We start from the raw sequence: 16,822 nt of genomic DNA on the forward strand, positions 1-16,822 counted from the left end.
TCACATAATTTAGTGGCATGGAAATTGAATAACCTGACCCAATAGCCAGTTTGAGGTCAGGTTTATGACAATCCAGCAGCAGGACATGCCACTCCAGTCCCACGAAGTGAGCCAGCTCTATGCCATCTTCAAGGCGCTCCCCACCGGAGTGTTGCTGCTTGACGGGGCAGGGGTGGTCACCCGCGCGAATCCGGCGGCCATCTCCCTGCTGGGGGACCCGCTGGAAGGGGAGCTCTGGCGTCACATCATTGCCCGCTGCTTTGAGCCACGCGAGGATGATGGTCACGAGATCTCCCTGCGCGACGGGCGCCGGGTGCAGCTCTCGACCCAACCGCTGCCGGATCAGCCCGGCCAGCTGGTCTTTATCAACGACCTGACCGAAACCCGCAAGCTGCAAGACCGCATCAACCATATGAAGCGGCTGTCGGCGCTCGGCAATATGGCGGCCTCGCTCGCCCACCAGATCCGCACGCCGCTCTCCGCTGCCATGCTTTATGCCGCAAACCTGGCCAACCGCACCCTCAAACCGGAATCCCGCACTCAGTTTCAGCAAAAGCTGATGGCCCGTTTGCAGGATCTGGAGAAGCAGATCAACGACATCTTGCTGTTTGCCCGCAATGGCGACAATCAGGTGGTCACACCCATCTCGGTACAAGGGCTGCTGGCCGAAGTGCAGGCCGGAGCCGAGGCCTTCTGCCAGCAGCAGGGCTGCGAGCTGCACATGGAGGCGCCGGAGCCCGATCTCTGCCTGCTGGCCAACAGCAGTGCGCTGGCGGGGGCCATCAACAACCTGATTGCCAATGCCCAGCAGGCAGGGGCCACGTCACTCTTGGTCAGCGCGGTGCGCAGTGGCGCCCGGGTGGAGATGCGGGTCATCGATAATGGCAAGGGGATCCCTTCCCATCAGCTCGGTCAGGTATTCGAACCCTTCTTTACCACTCGCTCCCAGGGCACTGGTCTCGGGCTGGCGGTGGTGCAATCTGTAGTGCGTGCCCATCAGGGGGAGGTCGGTGTGGCCTCGGTTCCCGGTGAAGGCACCTGCTTTACTCTGTCGTTCCCCCTGCATCAGCAACCGGTGCAGCTTGGAGGTGTAGCATGACACAGGCCAGGATCCTGGTAGTTGAAGATGACAATGGCCTGCGCGAAGCGCTGGTGGATACCCTTTTGCTCGGCGGTTATGAGTGCCGTGAAGCGGACAGCGGCGAGCGGGCTCTGCTGGCGCTCTCCCGTCAGCCGTTTGACATGGTGATCTCCGATATCCAGATGGGGGGGATGGATGGTCTCACCCTGCTGGGCACCATCCGCCAGCAATATCCGCAGATACCTGTACTGCTGATGACCGCCTACGCCAATATCGACGGCGCGGTGCGCGCCATGCGTGAAGGGGCCATCGACTATCTGGCCAAGCCGTTTTCGCCGGAGGTGCTGCTCAATCAGGTCAGCCGCTATGTGCCCGCCCAGAAGGTGGAGAAGCGCGCCGTGGTCTACGGGGATCCCAAAACTGCCGAGCTGTTCCAGCTGGCGACCCGGGTGGCCAGAAGCGAAGCGACCGTGATGGTGACCGGCCCGAGCGGGACGGGTAAAGAGGTGTTGGCCCGTTACATTCATGACAACTCCAACCGCGCCGAGCAGCCTTTCGTCGCCATCAACTGCGCCGCCATTCCGGAAAACATGCTGGAGGCGACCCTGTTTGGCTACGAGAAGGGAGCCTTCACCGGTGCGGTGCAGGGGTGCCCGGGCAAGTTCGAGCAGGCGCAGGGGGGCACCCTGCTGCTTGACGAGATCACCGAGATGGATCAGGGGCTGCAAGCCAAATTGCTGCGGGTGTTGCAGGAGAAAGAGGTGGAGCGGCTTGGCAGTCGCAAGATGATCCCGCTGGATGTGCGGGTCATCGCCACCAGCAACCGGGATTTGAAAAAAGCGGTGCAGGATGGCCTGTTTCGCGAAGATCTCTACTATCGCCTCAATGTCTTCCCGCTGCGCTGGTCAGCCCTTTGCGAGCGGCCCGGCGACATTCTGCCGCTGGCGGAACATCTGCTGGCCCTCCATGCCAGCCAGCAGGGGTTGCCAACACCACAGTTGACGGATGCCTCGCGGGAGCGGCTGCTGGCTCATCCCTGGCCCGGCAACGTACGTGAGCTGGACAACGTGGTACAGCGTGCCCTGATCCTCAGCCCCGACGGGGTCATTGACTGTGATCACCTCATTCTGGAGGAGCTGGACGAGCAGGAGATGGAGTTTGTCAGCGTGGATCGCAGCTATGGCGGCGATCGCCTCGGCAGCGAGCTCAAGCAGCAGGAGCACCAGATCATTCTCGATACCCTGCAAGATTGTAACGGCAGCCGCAAAGCGGTGGCCGACCGGCTCGGCATCAGCCCGCGCACCCTGCGCTACAAGCTGGCCCAGATGCGGGAGGCGGGGATCGACCTGCCCGCCTGAGGCCGGGAGGGAAACCGCACTGTGTGGGGGCTGTCATGGTCTTGACGGCCCGGCTCGATTATCATGGGGCCCTTGGCGCTTTGAGCCTGGGCCCTGTTTTTATTGGTAAAGCAGGGGACCGAGCCTTAATAAGGGACCCCTATGATCTCTCATCGAAAACTCGAAACCGTACTGAATCATCTGCTCGAACCGCACGCCATCAAGGATTACTGCCCCAACGGCCTGCAAGTGGAGGGGCGCGAGCGTATTCGCAAGGTGGTGACCGGTGTCACCGCCAGTCAGGCGCTGATCGACGCGGCGGTGGCTGCCGAGGCTGATGCCATTCTGGTCCATCACGGCTACTTCTGGAGCGGTGAACCAGCCCAGATCACCGGTATGAAGCAGCGTCGGCTCAAGACCCTGCTGACCCACGATATCAACCTGTTTGCCTACCACTTGCCGCTCGACGTCCATCCCGAGGTGGGCAACAACGCCCAGCTTGCCAAGCTGCTGGATATCAAGGTACGCCGTGGTCTGGAGCCATGGAACAGCAAGAGCGTTGCCATGGTGGGCAAGCTGGAAGAGCCGATGAGCGGCCGCGATTTTGCCAAGCTGATTGCCGAGCGTCTCGGTCGTGAGCCGCTGCACTGCGGCGATACCGGCCCCGAGCTTATCCGCTCCGTGGCCTGGTGCACCGGCGGCGGCCAGAGCTACATCAATCTGGCGGCGGAGCAGGGCATCGATGCCTTTATCTCCGGTGAAGCCTCCGAGCAGACCATTCACACCGCCCGCGAGATGGGGATGCACTTCTACGCCGCGGGCCATCACGCCACCGAGCGTTACGGCGTCAAGGCGCTGGGGGAGTGGCTGGCGACCGTGCACGGGCTGGATGTCACCTTTATCGATATCGACAATCCGGTGTAGGGTCGCTTCATGTACAGGACCTTAAGCGGCGAGTCCATTTAAAACGCCTTCCAAGGTCCTGTTTTTTATCGACTTTCTCTGCTTGGTTCGGCAAGCATTCTTGGACAAATAATCGGCCGCCCATTCCAGTCTTTCCCTTATTTCTGTCAGCGCCCTATGGGCCACTGCTTCCAATAGCGGTAGCCACCACGTCGCACTGTTCTTCGTCGCTTTCAGCATCGATATCGCCCCACTCATCACACTCTGCGCGACCCGTCTCTTCATCACCAGCGACAGCAGGCTCGTCCACACCAACCCCTCCGCAATCGCTTTCTCGCCCGTCACAAACCCCTTGAGCCGGTTGTGCGATTTCCACTCTTTAAATAACAACTCCACCTGCCAACGGCAGCGATACAGGCTCATCACCTGCTCTGCTGACCATGTGGCTCGCGGTAGGTTCGTCATCCACAGACAGAACCGTTTTTCCTCGGCAAACCAGCGCCGGATCAACCGGTACTCGACCTAGCCGGACTTCACCACCATATCCAGTACCTCGGCCCGACAGCGTCGCCGTCCGGCCTCTTTCAGAGACAGTCCCGCCAGCTTGGGTACTTCCCGTCCATCACCGCGCCAGGCTTGGATTATCTTGGGGTTCAGGCTTTTCGTGCCGCGCACCAGATAAAATCCGCCAGCGTCGTTCACCTGCTCAAACCAAGCCCTATCAATGTAACCTGCGTCAGCCAGCAGCAGGCAGTTGGTCAGCGTGTGGGCTTCAGGCAGAAATTGCCGTTCCCCTGCGGTATCGGCAGACACACTCATGCACAACGGGCTCTGCTCCGACAGCGACATGGTCATATGGCACTCGATAGCTGCCGGACTGATGGTCCTGAACCGGCCGGGAAAATCAGCAGCAAGGCGCCGATGCACCGCAAAGGAGGTGCCATCGTGCAGTAACACCTGTTTGAACGCGCCGAGGGAAGCCGCTTTGAGTTGATGGTCGATACGCAAGGCGATCGCCCGTTCGACCAGAGCTTTCATAAACAGGGGAAAGCTCTCTTTGCGCAGCTGATTGTGAAACGGTTTGTAGGAAACCTGATGGGTGTTCACCAGTTGCAAGGCATTGAAATGGCGGTGTAAACCGGCAATGTCATTGACCTGATCGCCGCCCATGGCCCGCAGCAGTGCAGGGACGAGCGTGGCGGGTGTAATAGCGCGCTGGCGCAGGCAAAACTTGCATAGCCGAGCAATGCGCTCGAGTACGGCGGGAGCGAGGAGTTGCTCCAGATAGTGATTAGCATTGATAATGGTCATAGGCTTCGCGCGTGTTGATTTTGTTTGGCGATAAAATCAGATCACAAACGAAGCCTTTTTTATATCTATTTCAATTGGTTGCCGCTAAAGATCCTGTATATGAGGGTCGCTTAGCTGCGTAATCGGATCTGAGTGCTGCCATCGTGCGGATAGGTAGAAATGACAAGGGAGGCCTAAGCCTCCCTTGTTGTATCTGACATGCAGTTGTTAGCGGTTACTCGCTGGCATAACCCGCGGGGCCCAGCAGGGCGCCATCCAGTTGCACGGCGCTATCCACCATCTGCAGCCTGCCTTCGCAGAACCAGCGCACCACCAACGGGTAGATGCTGTGCTCCTGCGCCTGTACCCGTGCCGCTACCTCATCCGCCGTATCCCCTTCAAAGATGGGCACGCGGGCCTGCAGGATCACCGGCCCACCGTCCAGCTCTTCGGTGACGAAGTGGACGCTCGCACCGTGCTCGCGCTCCCCATCGTCGATAGCGCGCTGGTGGGTGTGCAAGCCCTGATACTTGGGCAGCAGGGAGGGGTGGATATTGATCATTCTGCCGGCGAAATGGCGCACCAGATCGCCGCTCAATATCCGCATAAACCCGGCCAGCACCACCAGATCCGGCTGATAGTCTGCCATCAGCGCCAGCAGGGCAGCGTCATACTCCTCCCGGCTGGCAAACTGCTGCTGGGCCAGAATGGAGGTCGCCACACCCGCCTCTTTGGCACGAACCAGACCATAGGCATCGGCCTTGTTGCTGATGACACCGACCACTTCCCCTGCAATCTTGCCGCTGGTGCAGTGGTCGAGGATCGCCTGCAGATTGCTGCCGCTGCCGGAGATGAGCACCAGGATGCGTTTCATAGAGGAGGTCATTTAATGACGACCTGCTCCTCACCATCGGCGGCCTTGGCGATATGACCGATGTGCCATGCGTTCTCGCCTTGTGCCTTGAGCAGGGTCAGCGCCTTCTCCAGCTGGTTGGCGGGCAGGGCGATGATCATGCCGACACCGCAGTTGAAGGTGCGATACATCTCGTGACGGGTGACGTTGCCAGCCTGCTGCAGCCAGCTGAACACTGCCGGCCACTGCCAGCTCTGCTCATCGATCACCGCTTGAGTGTTGGCAGGCAGTACGCGCGGGATGTTCTCCCAGAAGCCGCCGCCGGTGATGTGGGAGAGGGCGTGGATCTCGCACTCCTTGATGAGTTTGAGCACAGGTTTCACATAGATGCGGGTCGGCTCCAGCAGAGCGTTGGCCAGGGTGGTGTCACCCAGCGGCTGATGCACGTCGGCTTTGGAGACTTCCAGAATTTTACGGATCAGGGAGAAGCCGTTGGAGTGAGGGCCGCTGGCGGCCAAGGCGATCAGGGCATCCCCTTCACCGACCTTGCTGCCGTCGATGATGTCGCTCTTCTCCACCACACCGACGCAGAAACCGGCGATGTCGTAGTCTTCCCCTTCATACATACCCGGCATCTCGGCGGTCTCGCCGCCCACCAGGGCACAGCCTGACTGCTCGCAACCGGCACCGATCCCGGTGACCACCGCGGCCGCGGTGTCCACGTCCAGCTTGCCGGTCGCATAGTAGTCGAGGAAGAACAGCGGTTCGGCGCCCTGTACGATCAGGTCATTGACGCACATGGCCACCAGATCGATGCCCACGGTGTCGTGCTTCTTCAGGTCGATGGCCAGCCGCAGCTTGGTGCCCACACCATCGGTACCGGAGACCAGTACCGGCTCCTTGTAGCCCGCAGGGATTTGACACAAGGCCCCAAAGCCGCCAAGACCACCAAGGACTTCAGGACGACGAGTGCGCTTTGACACGCCCTTGATACGTTCAACCAGTGCATTGCCGGCATCGATATCTACGCCAGCATCCTTGTAGCTCAGTGAGGTTTTGTCAGTCACGAGTATTCCCCGTCATATAAAGAAGTGGAGGGTAAAATTCGGGGCGTATTCTAACAGTGGCGGTGAAAAACCAGAAAGGAAATCGTTTGCGCGTTTTTGCGCGGAAATGCTCTACAAGCGGTGGCTTTTGTTGTATGATTCCGCGATTTTTTTTGCGGCAGGTTAGAGGAGATAATAATGAAAGTCGTTGAAGTCAAACACCCCCTGGTCAAACACAAGATCGGTCTGATGCGTGAAGGCGATATCAGCACCAAGCGTTTCCGTGAACTGGCCAAAGAAGTGGGCAGTTTGTTGACCTATGAAGCGACCTCTGACTTCGAAACCGAGAAGGTTACCATCGATGGCTGGAATGGGCCAGTAGAAGTTGACCAGATCAAGGGCAAGAAGGTCACCGTCGTACCTATCCTGCGTGCCGGCCTTGGCATGATGGATGGCGTGCTGGAGCACATGCCGAGCGCCCGCGTCAGCGTGGTCGGTATCTACCGTGACGAAGAGACCCTGCAACCGGTTCCCTATTTCGAGAAGATCGTCAGCAACATCGAAGAGCGTCTGGCGCTGGTCATCGATCCTATGCTGGCCACCGGTGGCTCCATGATTGCCACCATCGATCTGCTGAAGAAGAAAGGCTGCCAATCCATCAAGGTGCTGGTACTGGTTGCCGCGCCGGAAGGGCTCAAGGCGCTGGAAGCCGCTCACCCTGATGTAGAGCTCTACTGCGCCTCCATCGACCAAGGCCTGAACGAGAAGGGCTACATCGTGCCGGGTCTGGGCGATGCGGGCGACAAGATCTTCGGTACCAAGTAATAAGTTGATGCCTTGACCTGCTTCCCATGTGGAAGGGGGATCGGAGCCGGCGCATCGCCGGCTCTGCTGTTTGTGGCCGCTTGTGCCAGCCTTGCCGTAGGGCGCGCCTTGCCGCTACCATAAGCACACTCTCCCATTTCGAGACTCTATTCATGTTCAAACGTGTTATGACGGCCCTCTGCTGCGGTTTGTCATTCATGGCCTCGGCCGCTCAGGTGACCGACCTTTATCAGGGCAAGGCTCCGACCAATGGTGACATGGTGGCCGCTCAAGGGATGGCGCTGGGTCAGGTGCTGATCAAGGTGACCGGCAAGCGCGACATCCTCACCCAGCCGGTGGTGGTCAAGGCGCTGGCGGCACCGGGCGACTATGTCAAAAGCTATGGCTATCAGGATCAGGACTCGGTCAAGTATCTGAAAGCCGAGTTCAAGAGTGACAAGGTCAACCACCTGGTCTCCGAGAGCCAGTTTGCCCTGCTTGGCCCGGCGCGTCCCCAGATGGCCGTCTGGCTGGTGGTGGATCAGGGTGATCGTCACCTGCTGGCGGATCAATCCAGCGATGGCTGGGCGTACGCTTTGCGCGATCAGGCCCAGACGCTGGGGCTGCCGATCAGTATTCCGTTGATGGATCTCGATGACAACATGGCGGTCAGTGCCACCGACGTCTGGGGACGGTTTGCCGATCCGATTTTGCAGGCGAGCCAGCGCTATGGCGCCGAGATGGTGGTGTTGGGCAAGCTGACACCGGAAGGTGACAAGTGGAGCATCGACTGGGGACTCTATGGCCCCAAAGCGGCTGGAGAAGTGACCGAACTGACTCGTGGCAACAGCACGGGCACTCAGGCTGAAGTGGCGCAAGGATTTGCCGATACCTTGGCGGCCTGGCTGGTGAAAAACTACGGTGCCCGCATCTCGGGCCCGGCAACCAGCCAGACCCTGGTGGTGGATGGCCTCTCTGAAGTGGACAGCATGATCGCCGTGCAGAAGATGCTGCAGGGGATGGCCAACGTCAGCAAGGTGGCCATCGGCAAGCTGGAGGGGGAGCAGGTCACCTTCAACTTCACCCTGCAAGGGGAGCTGGCCGAGCTGGTGCGGGCGCTGCGGCTCGAGAGTCGTTTGCACAAGGTTGACGATAATGGCAGCGGTTTGCGTTACCAATGGTCGCAGCCCTGATTTTATAAGGTTTTTGTAGACCGCCCGGCTTGTCCGGGCGGTTCTCTATCTGCCATTGCGATGATACACTTAACCACAAATGTCACAGTCAAAGCCCAACGAGTGAAGCAACCGGCCCAACTGTCTTTAGCCGTACAACTACCGGATGATGAAACCTTCGTCAGTTTTTATCCCGGTACCAATGCTCATCTGATCACCGCCCTCAAGAATGCGGCCATCGGTCAGGGATCGCCTTTCCTCTATTTCTGGGGTGCCAAGGGATCCGGACGCTCTCATCTGCTGCACGCCACCTGTGCCGAGGTCAACGCCCGCGATGCGGCGGCGGCCTATCTCTCCCTCGATCAGTTTGAACAGCTCGATCCCAGCATGCTCGATGCCCTCGAAAGCCTTCCGCTGGTTTGTCTCGACAGTCTCGAGGCTATCGCCGGAAATAACGTGTGGGAGCGTGCGCTGTTTGACTTTTACAATCGCTGGCAGGAGAAGGGCGAGGGGACGCTGGTGGTCACCGGCTGCAGCGCACCGCGCAAACTGGGGCTGCAACTGCCGGATCTCGCTTCGCGCCTCGATTGGGGGGTGAGTTTCCATCTCGACGAGCTGGATGATGAAGGCAAGCTCAGTGCCCTGCAGTTGCGCGCCGAGCTGCGGGGCTTCAAACTGCCCATCGATGTGGGCCGCTTCCTGCTCAACCGACTCTCCCGCGATATGCGCACCCTGCTCACCACCCTCAATCAGCTCGACAACGCCTCTTTTCGCGCCAAGCGCAAACTGACCATCCCCTTTGTCAAAGAGATCCTCGAGCTCTGATCCTGTCGATGGGGTGTGGTGATGCGCCTGACCGACGTTTGAATTGCAGATAAGCAGATAAAAAGAAACCCCGGCTTCAGGCCGGGGTTTTGCTATCTCAAGGGGGCTCTGCCTATCAGTGGAACTGATCTTCTTCGGTGGATCCGGTCAGCGCGGTGACCGAGGATTGGCCACCCTGGATGACGGTGGTCACCTTGTCAAAGTAACCGGTACCGACCTCCTGCTGGTGTGCCACGAAGGTGTAGCCACGGCTGGCGGCGGCAAATTCCGGCTCCTGCACCATCTCGACGTAGTGCTTCATCCCTTCGCCACGGGCGTACTGGTAGGCCAGTTCGTACATGTGGAACCACATGTTGTGGATACCCGCGAGGGTGATGAACTGGTACTTGTAGCCCATGTCGGAGAGCGCCTGCTGGAAGCGGGCGATGGTGGCATCGTCCAGATTCTTCTTCCAGTTGAAGCTCGGAGAGCAGTTGTAGGCCAGGATGCGATCCGGGAACTTGGCCTTGATCGCTTCGGCAAATTTACGCGCTTCGTCCAGATCCGGCTTGGCGGTTTCACACCACACCATGTCGGCGTAGGGGGCGTAAGCCAGACCGCGAGCGATGGCCTGATCGATACCGGCACGTACCTTGTAGAACCCTTCGGCTGTGCGCTCGCCCGTCAGGAAGTCTGCATCGTACGGGTCGGCGTCGGTCGTCAACAGGTCAGCGGCGTTGGCGTCGGTACGGGCGATCACCAGCGTGGTGGTGCCGCACACATCGGCTGCCAGACGGGCGGCAACCAGCTTTTGCACCGCTTCCTGAGTCGGTACCAGCACCTTGCCACCCATATGGCCGCACTTCTTGACGGAAGCGAGCTGATCTTCGAAGTGCACGCCGGCGGCGCCCGCTTCAATCATCCCCTTCATCAGTTCGAAGGCGTTAAGCACACCGCCGAAACCGGCTTCCGCATCGGCCACGATCGGCAGGAAGTAGTCGATAAAGCCCTCATCCTGCGGCCCGACCTTGTTGGCCCACTGGATCTGGTCGGCACGAGCGAAGGAGTTGTTGATGCGCTCCACCACGGACGGTACGGAGTTGGCCGGGTAGAGGGACTGATCCGGATACATGGTGGAGGACAAGTTGTTGTCCGCCGCCACCTGCCAGCCGGAGAGGTAGATCGCCTCGATCCCCGCCTTGGCCTGCTGCACTGCCTGACCACCGGTCAGGGCGCCGAGGCAGTTGACATAGCCTTTCTTGGCGTCGCCGTGGATCAGGCCCCACAGCTTGTCGGCTCCACGCTGGGCCAGGGTGTGCACCGGCTGCAAGCTGCCGCGCAGGTTCACCACATCTTCGGCGCTGTAGCCGCGCTTGATCCCTTTCCAGCGGGGATTTTCCGCCCAGTCTTTCTCGATAGCCTGGATCTGTTGCTCACGGGTCAGTGCCATATCAGTTCCCTCTTTCATTGATTTCACGTTTCCATTGACTTGTTATTGGCGAGCCCCGCTGGGGGCTCGTGATTCAGAGCCGCTCGTAACCGGGCAGCGTCAGAAAATCGATCAGGGTATCGGCGCAGGTGATCTCTTCCATCAGCTCGCTTGCCTCGGCAAAGCGTCCTGCCTGCCAGCGTGCGGCGCCCACCTCGGCTTTGACCACCTCCAGCTCCTCGGCCAGCATCTGGCGGAACAGCTCTTTGGTCACTACCTTGCCATTAGACAGGCTCTTGCCGTGGCGGATCCACTGCCAGATGGAGGTGCGGGAGATCTCGGCGGTGGCGGCATCTTCCATCAGACCGTAGATGGGCACGCAGCCGTTGCCGTTGATCCAGGCTTCCAGATATTGCAGGGCGACCCGGATATTTGTACGCATGCCTGCTTCGGTCCGCTCGCCCTCACAGGGGGCCAGCAGGTCGGCGGCAGTGATGGGGGCATCCTGCTCGCGCAGTACGCCGATCTGGTTCTTGGCGCCAGCCGCAATGGTGGCGTTGAACACCGCCATGGCGGTGTCGGCAAGGCCAGGGTGGGCGACCCAGGTACCATCGTGGCCGTTGTTGGCTTCGCGCTCTTTATCGGCTTTGACCTTGGCAAACACCTGTTCGTTGATGGCGGCATCCTTGGCCGGAATAAAGGCGGCCATGCCCCCCATCGCCAGCGCGCCGCGCTTGTGACAGGTCTTGATCAGCAGCCGCGAGTAGGCGGAGAGGAATGGTTTGTCCATGGTCACCACCTGACGATCAGGTAGTACCCGATCCGGATGGTTCTTCAAGGTCTTGATGTAGCTGAAGATGTAGTCCCAGCGGCCGCAGTTCAGCGCCACTATGTGATCCTTCATCTGATAGAGAAGCTCATCCATCTCGAACACTGCGGGCAGGGTTTCAATCAGCACGGTGGCCTTGATGGTGCCGCGGGGCAGACCGAACTTGTCCTCGGTCCAGGCGAATACTTCGCTCCACCAGCGCCCTTCCAGATGGCTCTGCAACTTGGGTACGTAGAAGTAGGGGCCCGAGCCTTTGGCCAGCAGCGCCCGATAGTTGTGAAGGAAGTAGAGAGCAAAATCGAACAGACCGCCTGGGATGGGCTCGCCATCGAAGGTGACATGTTTTTCCGGCAGGTGCAGACCGCGCACCCGGCAGATGAGGACGGCCGGGTCGGGGTTCAGGGTATAGGCCTTTCCTTCCGGACTGGTGTAGGAGACGGTGCCATTGACCGCATCGCGCAGGTTGATTTGACCCTCGATCACTTTATTCCAGGCGGGGGCCAGTGAGTCCTCAAAGTCCGCCATGAATACTTTAACGTTGGCGTTGAGGGCGTTGATCACCATCTTGCGCTCGACCGGGCCGGTGATCTCCACACGGCGGTCTTGCAGGTCGGCGGGAATGCCGCGAATGGTCCAGTCACCTTCACGGATGTGCGCGGTTTCCGGCAGGAAGTCCGGCAGCTCGCCACCATCGATACGGGCTTGACGTGCCACACGTTGTTTCAGCAATTCCCCTCTTTGGGGAGCAAAACGTTCCACCAGTTCGGAGACCAGAGCCACCGCGTCCGGCGTCAGAATTTGCGCGTATTCGGGCAGCATCTCGCCCTGGATGCGAAGGCGGGCGCTGCAATGGGTCTGAGCCGGTGCCGACATAAGGTTCACTCCTTTGAGAATTACATTTTGAACTTACTAACTACGACTAAAGTCGAATCCCTGTTCCTGAAACGTTCCCGCAACAACGGGGCAACACGATTGATAAGGTGCGAAATATTGTTGATTACGTCAACAGTTTTTTTTAAACACCTGTTTTCTCGCTATGGCTAAGTTTATGTTTTTTATTGTTTTATTGGATTGGTATAAAAGCTCTATGCAGATGGTTATGCTCCTGCTTTTTCCCATCGGACAACGGCTAATTTGGGCCGTTACCTCGCACCTCGTTTCGTAACTTATTACGTAATAAAATTACAAATGCAAAAACAAATCCCGACCTAACTCCAGGCTTTACCAAAACAGCTGTATAAAGTGCGTTTGAATATGGCAATGAAGGTTTTGCTATCGCTAGACCTGGTTGGTGAACGTGCGTTTTAAACTTGGGGTGGTGATGTGATCTCTGTTGGTACCAGCGGCTGCAGCGATGGAAAGTGAAGCGCAATAACGTAGGTTTGTATCAGTTGTCGGGGGGAATGCCGAGGAGGGAGGGGGAGAAGCTTCAGTCAATAATACTGCCATCCTCGATGGAATTAGCAGTTTGTCGTTTTTTGCTGATTTCTCGCCAAGGGCGGGAAACGAAGGGCGTTGAACAGGCGATGCGCCGGGGATTGAGCGGCCATCTGGCCGGGCTCAATAGTCATCATCCGGTTCGGCAAGATCGATCACATCGAGCTGGACGACCTGTTCATCTTCGTTTTCGGTATGGCAAGGGGTGTCGTGAGGAACGGAATAAAGCGCATTGGCGGGTGTGACATCGGTGGTCTGGTGCATGCCTGGTCCTGTGTTGAACGCAAGCCGGACAGTGATCCCTTCACTGGTGTTTCCACCTCCCTGTTTCGTCTACCGGCGGAAAGGTGCGCATCTTAAAGAGTTCGGCAAAAAGATTCAAGTGGTTCTGAGTGTTTTTTGTTCTTGATGGGCAGGCCGCGTCAGGAGGATAAATCGGAGGCAAAAAAATAGCCCAGTCGTTTGACTGGGCTATTCTCGGGGAAAATGGTCGGTGTGAGAGGATTCGAACCTCCGACCCTCTACACCCCATGCAGATGCGCTACCTGGCTGCGCTACACACCGACGGAGTCAGACTCGGCTGACGGGGAGGAAGTCTAATAGTATGGCCAAACGGGTGCAACTCCTTTTTTATCATAGAGATGCCGATTGCTTCTTTATTGCTCACTCGGGATGCGGCTTGGGTCTGACGCGCAGATTTGGCATAATCGCCGCCCTGTCACCGCGAGCTATCATGCCTGCTATCTATGGATTCATTTGACAGGTATGGATAGCGGGAATGCAAACAGCATAATTGAACAATATAAAGAGGGGATGGGCGTGAAACCATCAGAGGTCCCAGAAATACCGAGTCTGGCACAGAGTCAAACCGAGCAGGACGAACAGTGGATGCGCCATGCCATGGCACTGGCCGCCCGGGCCGAAGGGATTGGCGAGATCCCGGTCGGTGCCGTGCTGGTGCTGGATGGTCAGGTGGTGGGCGAGGGGTGGAACCGCTCCATCAGCGAACACGATGCCTGTGCCCATGCCGAGGTGATGGCGATCCGGGCTGCGGGCAAGCAGCTGGCGAACTACCGGCTGCCGGGCACCACCCTGTATGTGACGCTGGAGCCCTGCTGTATGTGTGCCGGTGCGCTGATCCATAGCCGGATCAAGCGAGTGGTTTATGGTGCCCGGGATCTCAAGACCGGTGCCGCGGGGTCGGTGTTCGAGATCTTGCAGGACCCGCGCCACAACCACAGAGTCGAGCTGACCGGCGGCGTGCTGGCCGATGCCTGCTCGGCCCAGTTGTCAGCCTTCTTCAAGCGCCGCCGTGCCGAGAAAAAGGCAGCCAAACTGGCGCTGCAACAATCAAACGATACCCTTTCCTGAATCAATCGGGGGCAGCGCAGGCTGCCCTTGTTGATTATCCTCATAAATATCTTTTTATAAACAATGTGTTGCGATTACATTCCTTCAAAATATCCCCCGCTCATTTTTCCGCTAACAACCTCGGTTAAAGCGTTCTCGATGTAACAAAACTGTCATGCAACCGCCATATAATGCCGCCAAGCCTAGCTTACATTGAGGTCTTGCATGTCATCGGAATCGTTAAACCTAGTCATGGCGGGCAGTAGAAAACGCCGGATCAAGGATAAATTGGCCAAATATGGCGTCACCACAGGCGGAGCCCTGGTACTGGTGGCGCTGCTGCTTATCTTCTTTTATCTGCTCTATGTGGTGAAACCCATCTTCAATGGCGCCTCCATGGAGCCGACCGCCTCGTTTACCCTGCCCGCCGCAGGGAAGACCGCCTGGCTCGGCGTGGAAGAGCAGAACGAGATCGGCTATCGCTTCAGCGATAAAGGGCAGGTCAACTTCTTTGCGGTGCAGGGAGATGACAAGATCAAGGTTGGCCAGTCACTGGGTCAGGCCCAGGTTGCTGGTGACATCACCACGGTGGCGACCCCGGCACCGGGCCAGCGGCTGATCGCCTACGGCTTTGCCGATGGCAAAGCGCAGGTCGTCCAGCCAGCGTTCAAGGTCTCCTATCCCAACGATGTGCGGGTGATTGAACCCAGCCTGCAATATCCCTTCGGCGAAGAGCCGGTGGTGATCGACCCGCAAGGGAAGGCGCTGCAGCTGATGGTGTTCGAAGCCACCAAGGACAAGATGGCGACCGCCGCCGTGACCGAAGATGGTCGTGGCGTGATGACGGTGATGAGCGGCGAGGAGAACTTCATCTCCGGGGAGATTGAGTGGAGCAGTGAAAACTACACGATTCCCTCCCTGCCGCGCCATGTGGATCAGATGCTGCTGACCCCCAATCTGCGGATCCTGTTCGTGCGCGAGGGCAATCGCCTCTCCGTCTATGACATTCATAACCTGAGCGACATCTCCCTGCGCAACGTGCTGGAGATCAATGCCTCCAACGCCAACGTGACCCGTGTTCAGCTGCTCTCCGGCGCCTCTTCGCTGCTGGTGGGTAATGACAACGGCGTGATTTCCCAGTGGTTCGAAGTGGCGAAGGATGGCAAACGCCAGTTCACCCAAATTCGTAACTTCAAGGGCGATGGCGCGGTAGATCTGCTGACTCCCGAGCACTTTCGCAAAGGCTTCATCAGTGCCGACAAGGACGGCATCATCAGCTTCTTCCACGCCACCGGCGAGACCAAGCTGCTGACCGAGACGGTAGAAGGGGGCGAACTCTCTGCCCTGGCCATCTCCCCCCGTCACAACCTGTTGCTGATGCAGCAAGGGAATACCTTCAAGCTCTTCTCGGTAGAGAACGAACACCCCGAAGTGACCTGGTCTGCCCTCTGGCAACAGGTGTGGTACGAAGGGTATCCGGAGCCCCAGTATGTGTGGCAATCCACCTCCGCCAGCAACGACTTTGAAGCCAAGCTGAGTTTGGTGCCGCTGGTATTCGGTACGCTGAAAGCCTCTTTTTACGCCATGGTGTTTGCTGTGCCGCTCGGCGTGGCCGGTGCCATCTATACCGCCTACTTCATGTCGGCGGGGCTGCGCAAATACGTCAAGCCGACGGTCGAGATCATGGCGGCGCTGCCGACCGTTATCCTGGGCTTCCTGGCGGGTCTGTGGCTGGCGCCCATCATCGAGGGGGCGCTGCCAGGGGTGATCCTGCTGCTGGTGCTGCTGCCGATGGGGATGCTACTGACTGCGCTGCTCTGGAACTATCTGCCGGAGCGGGGCAAGTCCTGGCTGCCGGAGGGGTGGCACGCCATCCTGCTGATCCCGGTGCTGCTGCTGATTGGCTGGGGGGCCTTCGCCCTGAGCCCGCTCATCGAGAATGCCTTTATGCACGGTGATTCGCGCATCTGGCTGACCCACGAAATGGGCATCAAGTTTGACCAGCGCAACTCGCTGGTGGTCGGTATCGCCATGGGCTTTGCGGTCATCCCCACCATCTTCTCCATCGCTGAAGATGCGGTCTTCTCGGTGCCCAAGCACCTGACCCAGGGCTCGCTGGCGCTGGGGGCCACCCCGTGGCAGACCCTGAGCCGGGTGGTAATCCTCACTGCCAGCCCGGGCATCTTCTCTGCGGTGATGATGGGCCTTGGCCGCGCCGTGGGCGAGACCATGATCGTGCTGATGGCTACCGGCAACACCCCCATCATGGACTTCTCCATGTTCCAGGGGCTGCGCACCCTCGCCGCCAACATCGCGGTGGAGATGCCGGAATCGGAAGTGGGCAGCTCCCACTATCGGGTACTGTTCCTCGCGGCCTTCGTCCTGTTTGTGTTCACCTTTTTGTTCAACACCCTGGCCGAGTTTGTCCGTCAGCGGTTGCGTGAAAAATACAGCTCGATGTAAGGGGCGACTCTGTAATGGACAAGG

13 protein-coding genes, 1 tRNA gene and 1 pseudogene are annotated in these 16,822 nt (G+C 58.8%); 8 read left to right on the forward strand and 7 right to left on the reverse strand.

Translation table 11 applies throughout. The annotated features are described in order from the left end of the window. Positions 1 to 64: 64 nt before the first annotated feature. From NMD14_07875 to NMD14_07885, 3 genes are all read left to right on the forward strand, one after another. The gene (locus NMD14_07875; GenBank protein XEI34297.1) at positions 65 to 1,099 is read left to right on the forward strand and encodes an ATP-binding protein; all 1,035 of its coding nucleotides are present in this window, start codon (positions 65 to 67) and stop codon (positions 1,097 to 1,099) included. Then, a complete protein-coding gene (locus NMD14_07880; protein XEI34298.1) occupies positions 1,096 to 2,439 on the forward strand; it encodes a sigma-54 dependent transcriptional regulator in 1,344 nt (447 codons plus the stop codon). Before NMD14_07875 ends, NMD14_07880 begins: the two co-directional genes overlap by 4 nt. 144 nt (positions 2,440 to 2,583) lie before the next feature. After that, positions 2,584 to 3,342: a Nif3-like dinuclear metal center hexameric protein gene (locus NMD14_07885; GenBank protein ID XEI34729.1), complete on the forward strand. Its 759-nt coding sequence runs from the start codon at positions 2,584 to 2,586 to the stop codon at positions 3,340 to 3,342. A 21-nt stretch (positions 3,343 to 3,363) separates the two neighbouring features. On the opposite strand, the pseudogene NMD14_07890 reads toward NMD14_07885, so the two are convergent. The 3 genes and pseudogenes from NMD14_07890 to purM all read right to left on the reverse strand — a co-directional run bounded on the left by NMD14_07890 (position 3,364) and on the right by purM (position 6,531). After that, positions 3,364 to 4,632 (reverse strand): annotated as a pseudogene (locus tag NMD14_07890) (IS4 family transposase). Positions 4,633 to 4,846: 214 nt separating this feature from the next. After that, positions 4,847 to 5,485: a phosphoribosylglycinamide formyltransferase gene (purN, locus tag NMD14_07895; GenBank protein XEI34299.1), complete on the reverse strand. Its 639-nt coding sequence runs from the start codon at positions 5,483 to 5,485 to the stop codon at positions 4,847 to 4,849. A gap of 8 nt (positions 5,486 to 5,493) precedes the next feature. After that, positions 5,494 to 6,531: a phosphoribosylformylglycinamidine cyclo-ligase gene (gene purM, locus NMD14_07900; protein XEI34300.1), complete on the reverse strand. Its 1,038-nt coding sequence runs from the start codon at positions 6,529 to 6,531 to the stop codon at positions 5,494 to 5,496. A gap of 177 nt (positions 6,532 to 6,708) precedes the next feature. Here purM and upp point away from each other — a divergent pair, with 177 nt between their 5' ends. The 3 genes from upp to hda all read left to right on the forward strand — a co-directional run bounded on the left by upp (position 6,709) and on the right by hda (position 9,311). After that, entirely contained in the window at positions 6,709 to 7,335 is a 627-nt protein-coding gene (gene upp / locus NMD14_07905; GenBank protein XEI34301.1) for a uracil phosphoribosyltransferase, read from the forward strand. A gap of 152 nt (positions 7,336 to 7,487) precedes the next feature. After that, entirely contained in the window at positions 7,488 to 8,507 is a 1,020-nt protein-coding gene (locus NMD14_07910; GenBank protein ID XEI34302.1) for a DUF2066 domain-containing protein, read from the forward strand. Positions 8,508 to 8,609: 102 nt separating this feature from the next. After that, the gene (gene hda, locus NMD14_07915) at positions 8,610 to 9,311 is read left to right on the forward strand and encodes a DnaA inactivator Hda (GenBank protein XEI34303.1); all 702 of its coding nucleotides are present in this window, start codon (positions 8,610 to 8,612) and stop codon (positions 9,309 to 9,311) included. A 115-nt stretch (positions 9,312 to 9,426) separates the two neighbouring features. Here hda and aceA read toward each other — a convergent pair whose 3' ends face one another. The 4 genes from aceA to NMD14_07935 all read right to left on the reverse strand — a co-directional run bounded on the left by aceA (position 9,427) and on the right by NMD14_07935 (position 13,549). Next, complete coding sequence (gene aceA, locus NMD14_07920) at positions 9,427 to 10,740, reverse strand: isocitrate lyase (GenBank protein XEI34304.1); 1,314 nt, start codon at positions 10,738 to 10,740, stop codon at positions 9,427 to 9,429. A 73-nt stretch (positions 10,741 to 10,813) separates the two neighbouring features. Continuing rightward, positions 10,814 to 12,421 carry a malate synthase A gene (gene aceB, locus NMD14_07925; protein ID XEI34305.1) on the reverse strand — a complete coding sequence of 536 codons (1,608 nt, stop codon included), beginning with the start codon at positions 12,419 to 12,421 and terminating at the stop codon, positions 10,814 to 10,816. A gap of 687 nt (positions 12,422 to 13,108) precedes the next feature. Next, a complete protein-coding gene (locus tag NMD14_07930) occupies positions 13,109 to 13,249 on the reverse strand; it encodes a hypothetical protein (GenBank protein XEI34306.1) in 141 nt (46 codons plus the stop codon). A 223-nt stretch (positions 13,250 to 13,472) separates the two neighbouring features. Continuing rightward, positions 13,473 to 13,549, reverse strand: a tRNA-Pro gene (locus NMD14_07935). A 255-nt stretch (positions 13,550 to 13,804) separates the two neighbouring features. On the opposite strand from NMD14_07935, the gene tadA reads away from it, so the two are divergent. Together tadA and NMD14_07945 are read left to right on the forward strand one after the other, a co-directional pair. Then, positions 13,805 to 14,356 (forward strand): tRNA adenosine(34) deaminase TadA, encoded by a 552-nt coding sequence (tadA, locus tag NMD14_07940; protein XEI34307.1) that lies wholly within the window; start codon positions 13,805 to 13,807, stop codon positions 14,354 to 14,356. 204 nt (positions 14,357 to 14,560) lie between these two features. Further along, positions 14,561 to 16,798, forward strand: coding sequence for an ABC transporter permease subunit (locus NMD14_07945; protein ID XEI34308.1), 2,238 nt, complete (start codon positions 14,561 to 14,563; stop codon positions 16,796 to 16,798). Positions 16,799 to 16,822: the final 24 nt, after the last annotated feature.

It is taken from the genome of Aeromonas veronii (genome assembly GCA_041319085.1).
In the GTDB taxonomy this organism is placed as follows: domain Bacteria; phylum Pseudomonadota; class Gammaproteobacteria; order Enterobacterales; family Aeromonadaceae; genus Aeromonas; species Aeromonas veronii_F.

Coding starts and splice junctions, on each gene's coding strand:
- NMD14_07875 (XEI34297.1), top strand. CDS start 65: ATGACAATCCAGCAGCAGGACATGCCACTCCAGTCCCACGAAGTGAGC.
- NMD14_07880 (XEI34298.1), top strand. CDS start 1,096: ATGACACAGGCCAGGATCCTGGTAGTTGAAGATGACAATGGCCTGCGC.
- purN (XEI34299.1), bottom strand. CDS start 5,485: ATGAAACGCATCCTGGTGCTCATCTCCGGCAGCGGCAGCAATCTGCAG.
- upp (XEI34301.1), top strand. CDS start 6,709: ATGAAAGTCGTTGAAGTCAAACACCCCCTGGTCAAACACAAGATCGGT.
- NMD14_07910 (XEI34302.1), top strand. CDS start 7,488: ATGTTCAAACGTGTTATGACGGCCCTCTGCTGCGGTTTGTCATTCATG.
- aceA (XEI34304.1), bottom strand. CDS start 10,740: ATGGCACTGACCCGTGAGCAACAGATCCAGGCTATCGAGAAAGACTGG.
- aceB (XEI34305.1), bottom strand. CDS start 12,421: ATGTCGGCACCGGCTCAGACCCATTGCAGCGCCCGCCTTCGCATCCAG.
- NMD14_07930 (XEI34306.1), bottom strand. CDS start 13,249: ATGCACCAGACCACCGATGTCACACCCGCCAATGCGCTTTATTCCGTT.
- NMD14_07945 (XEI34308.1), top strand. CDS start 14,561: ATGTCATCGGAATCGTTAAACCTAGTCATGGCGGGCAGTAGAAAACGC.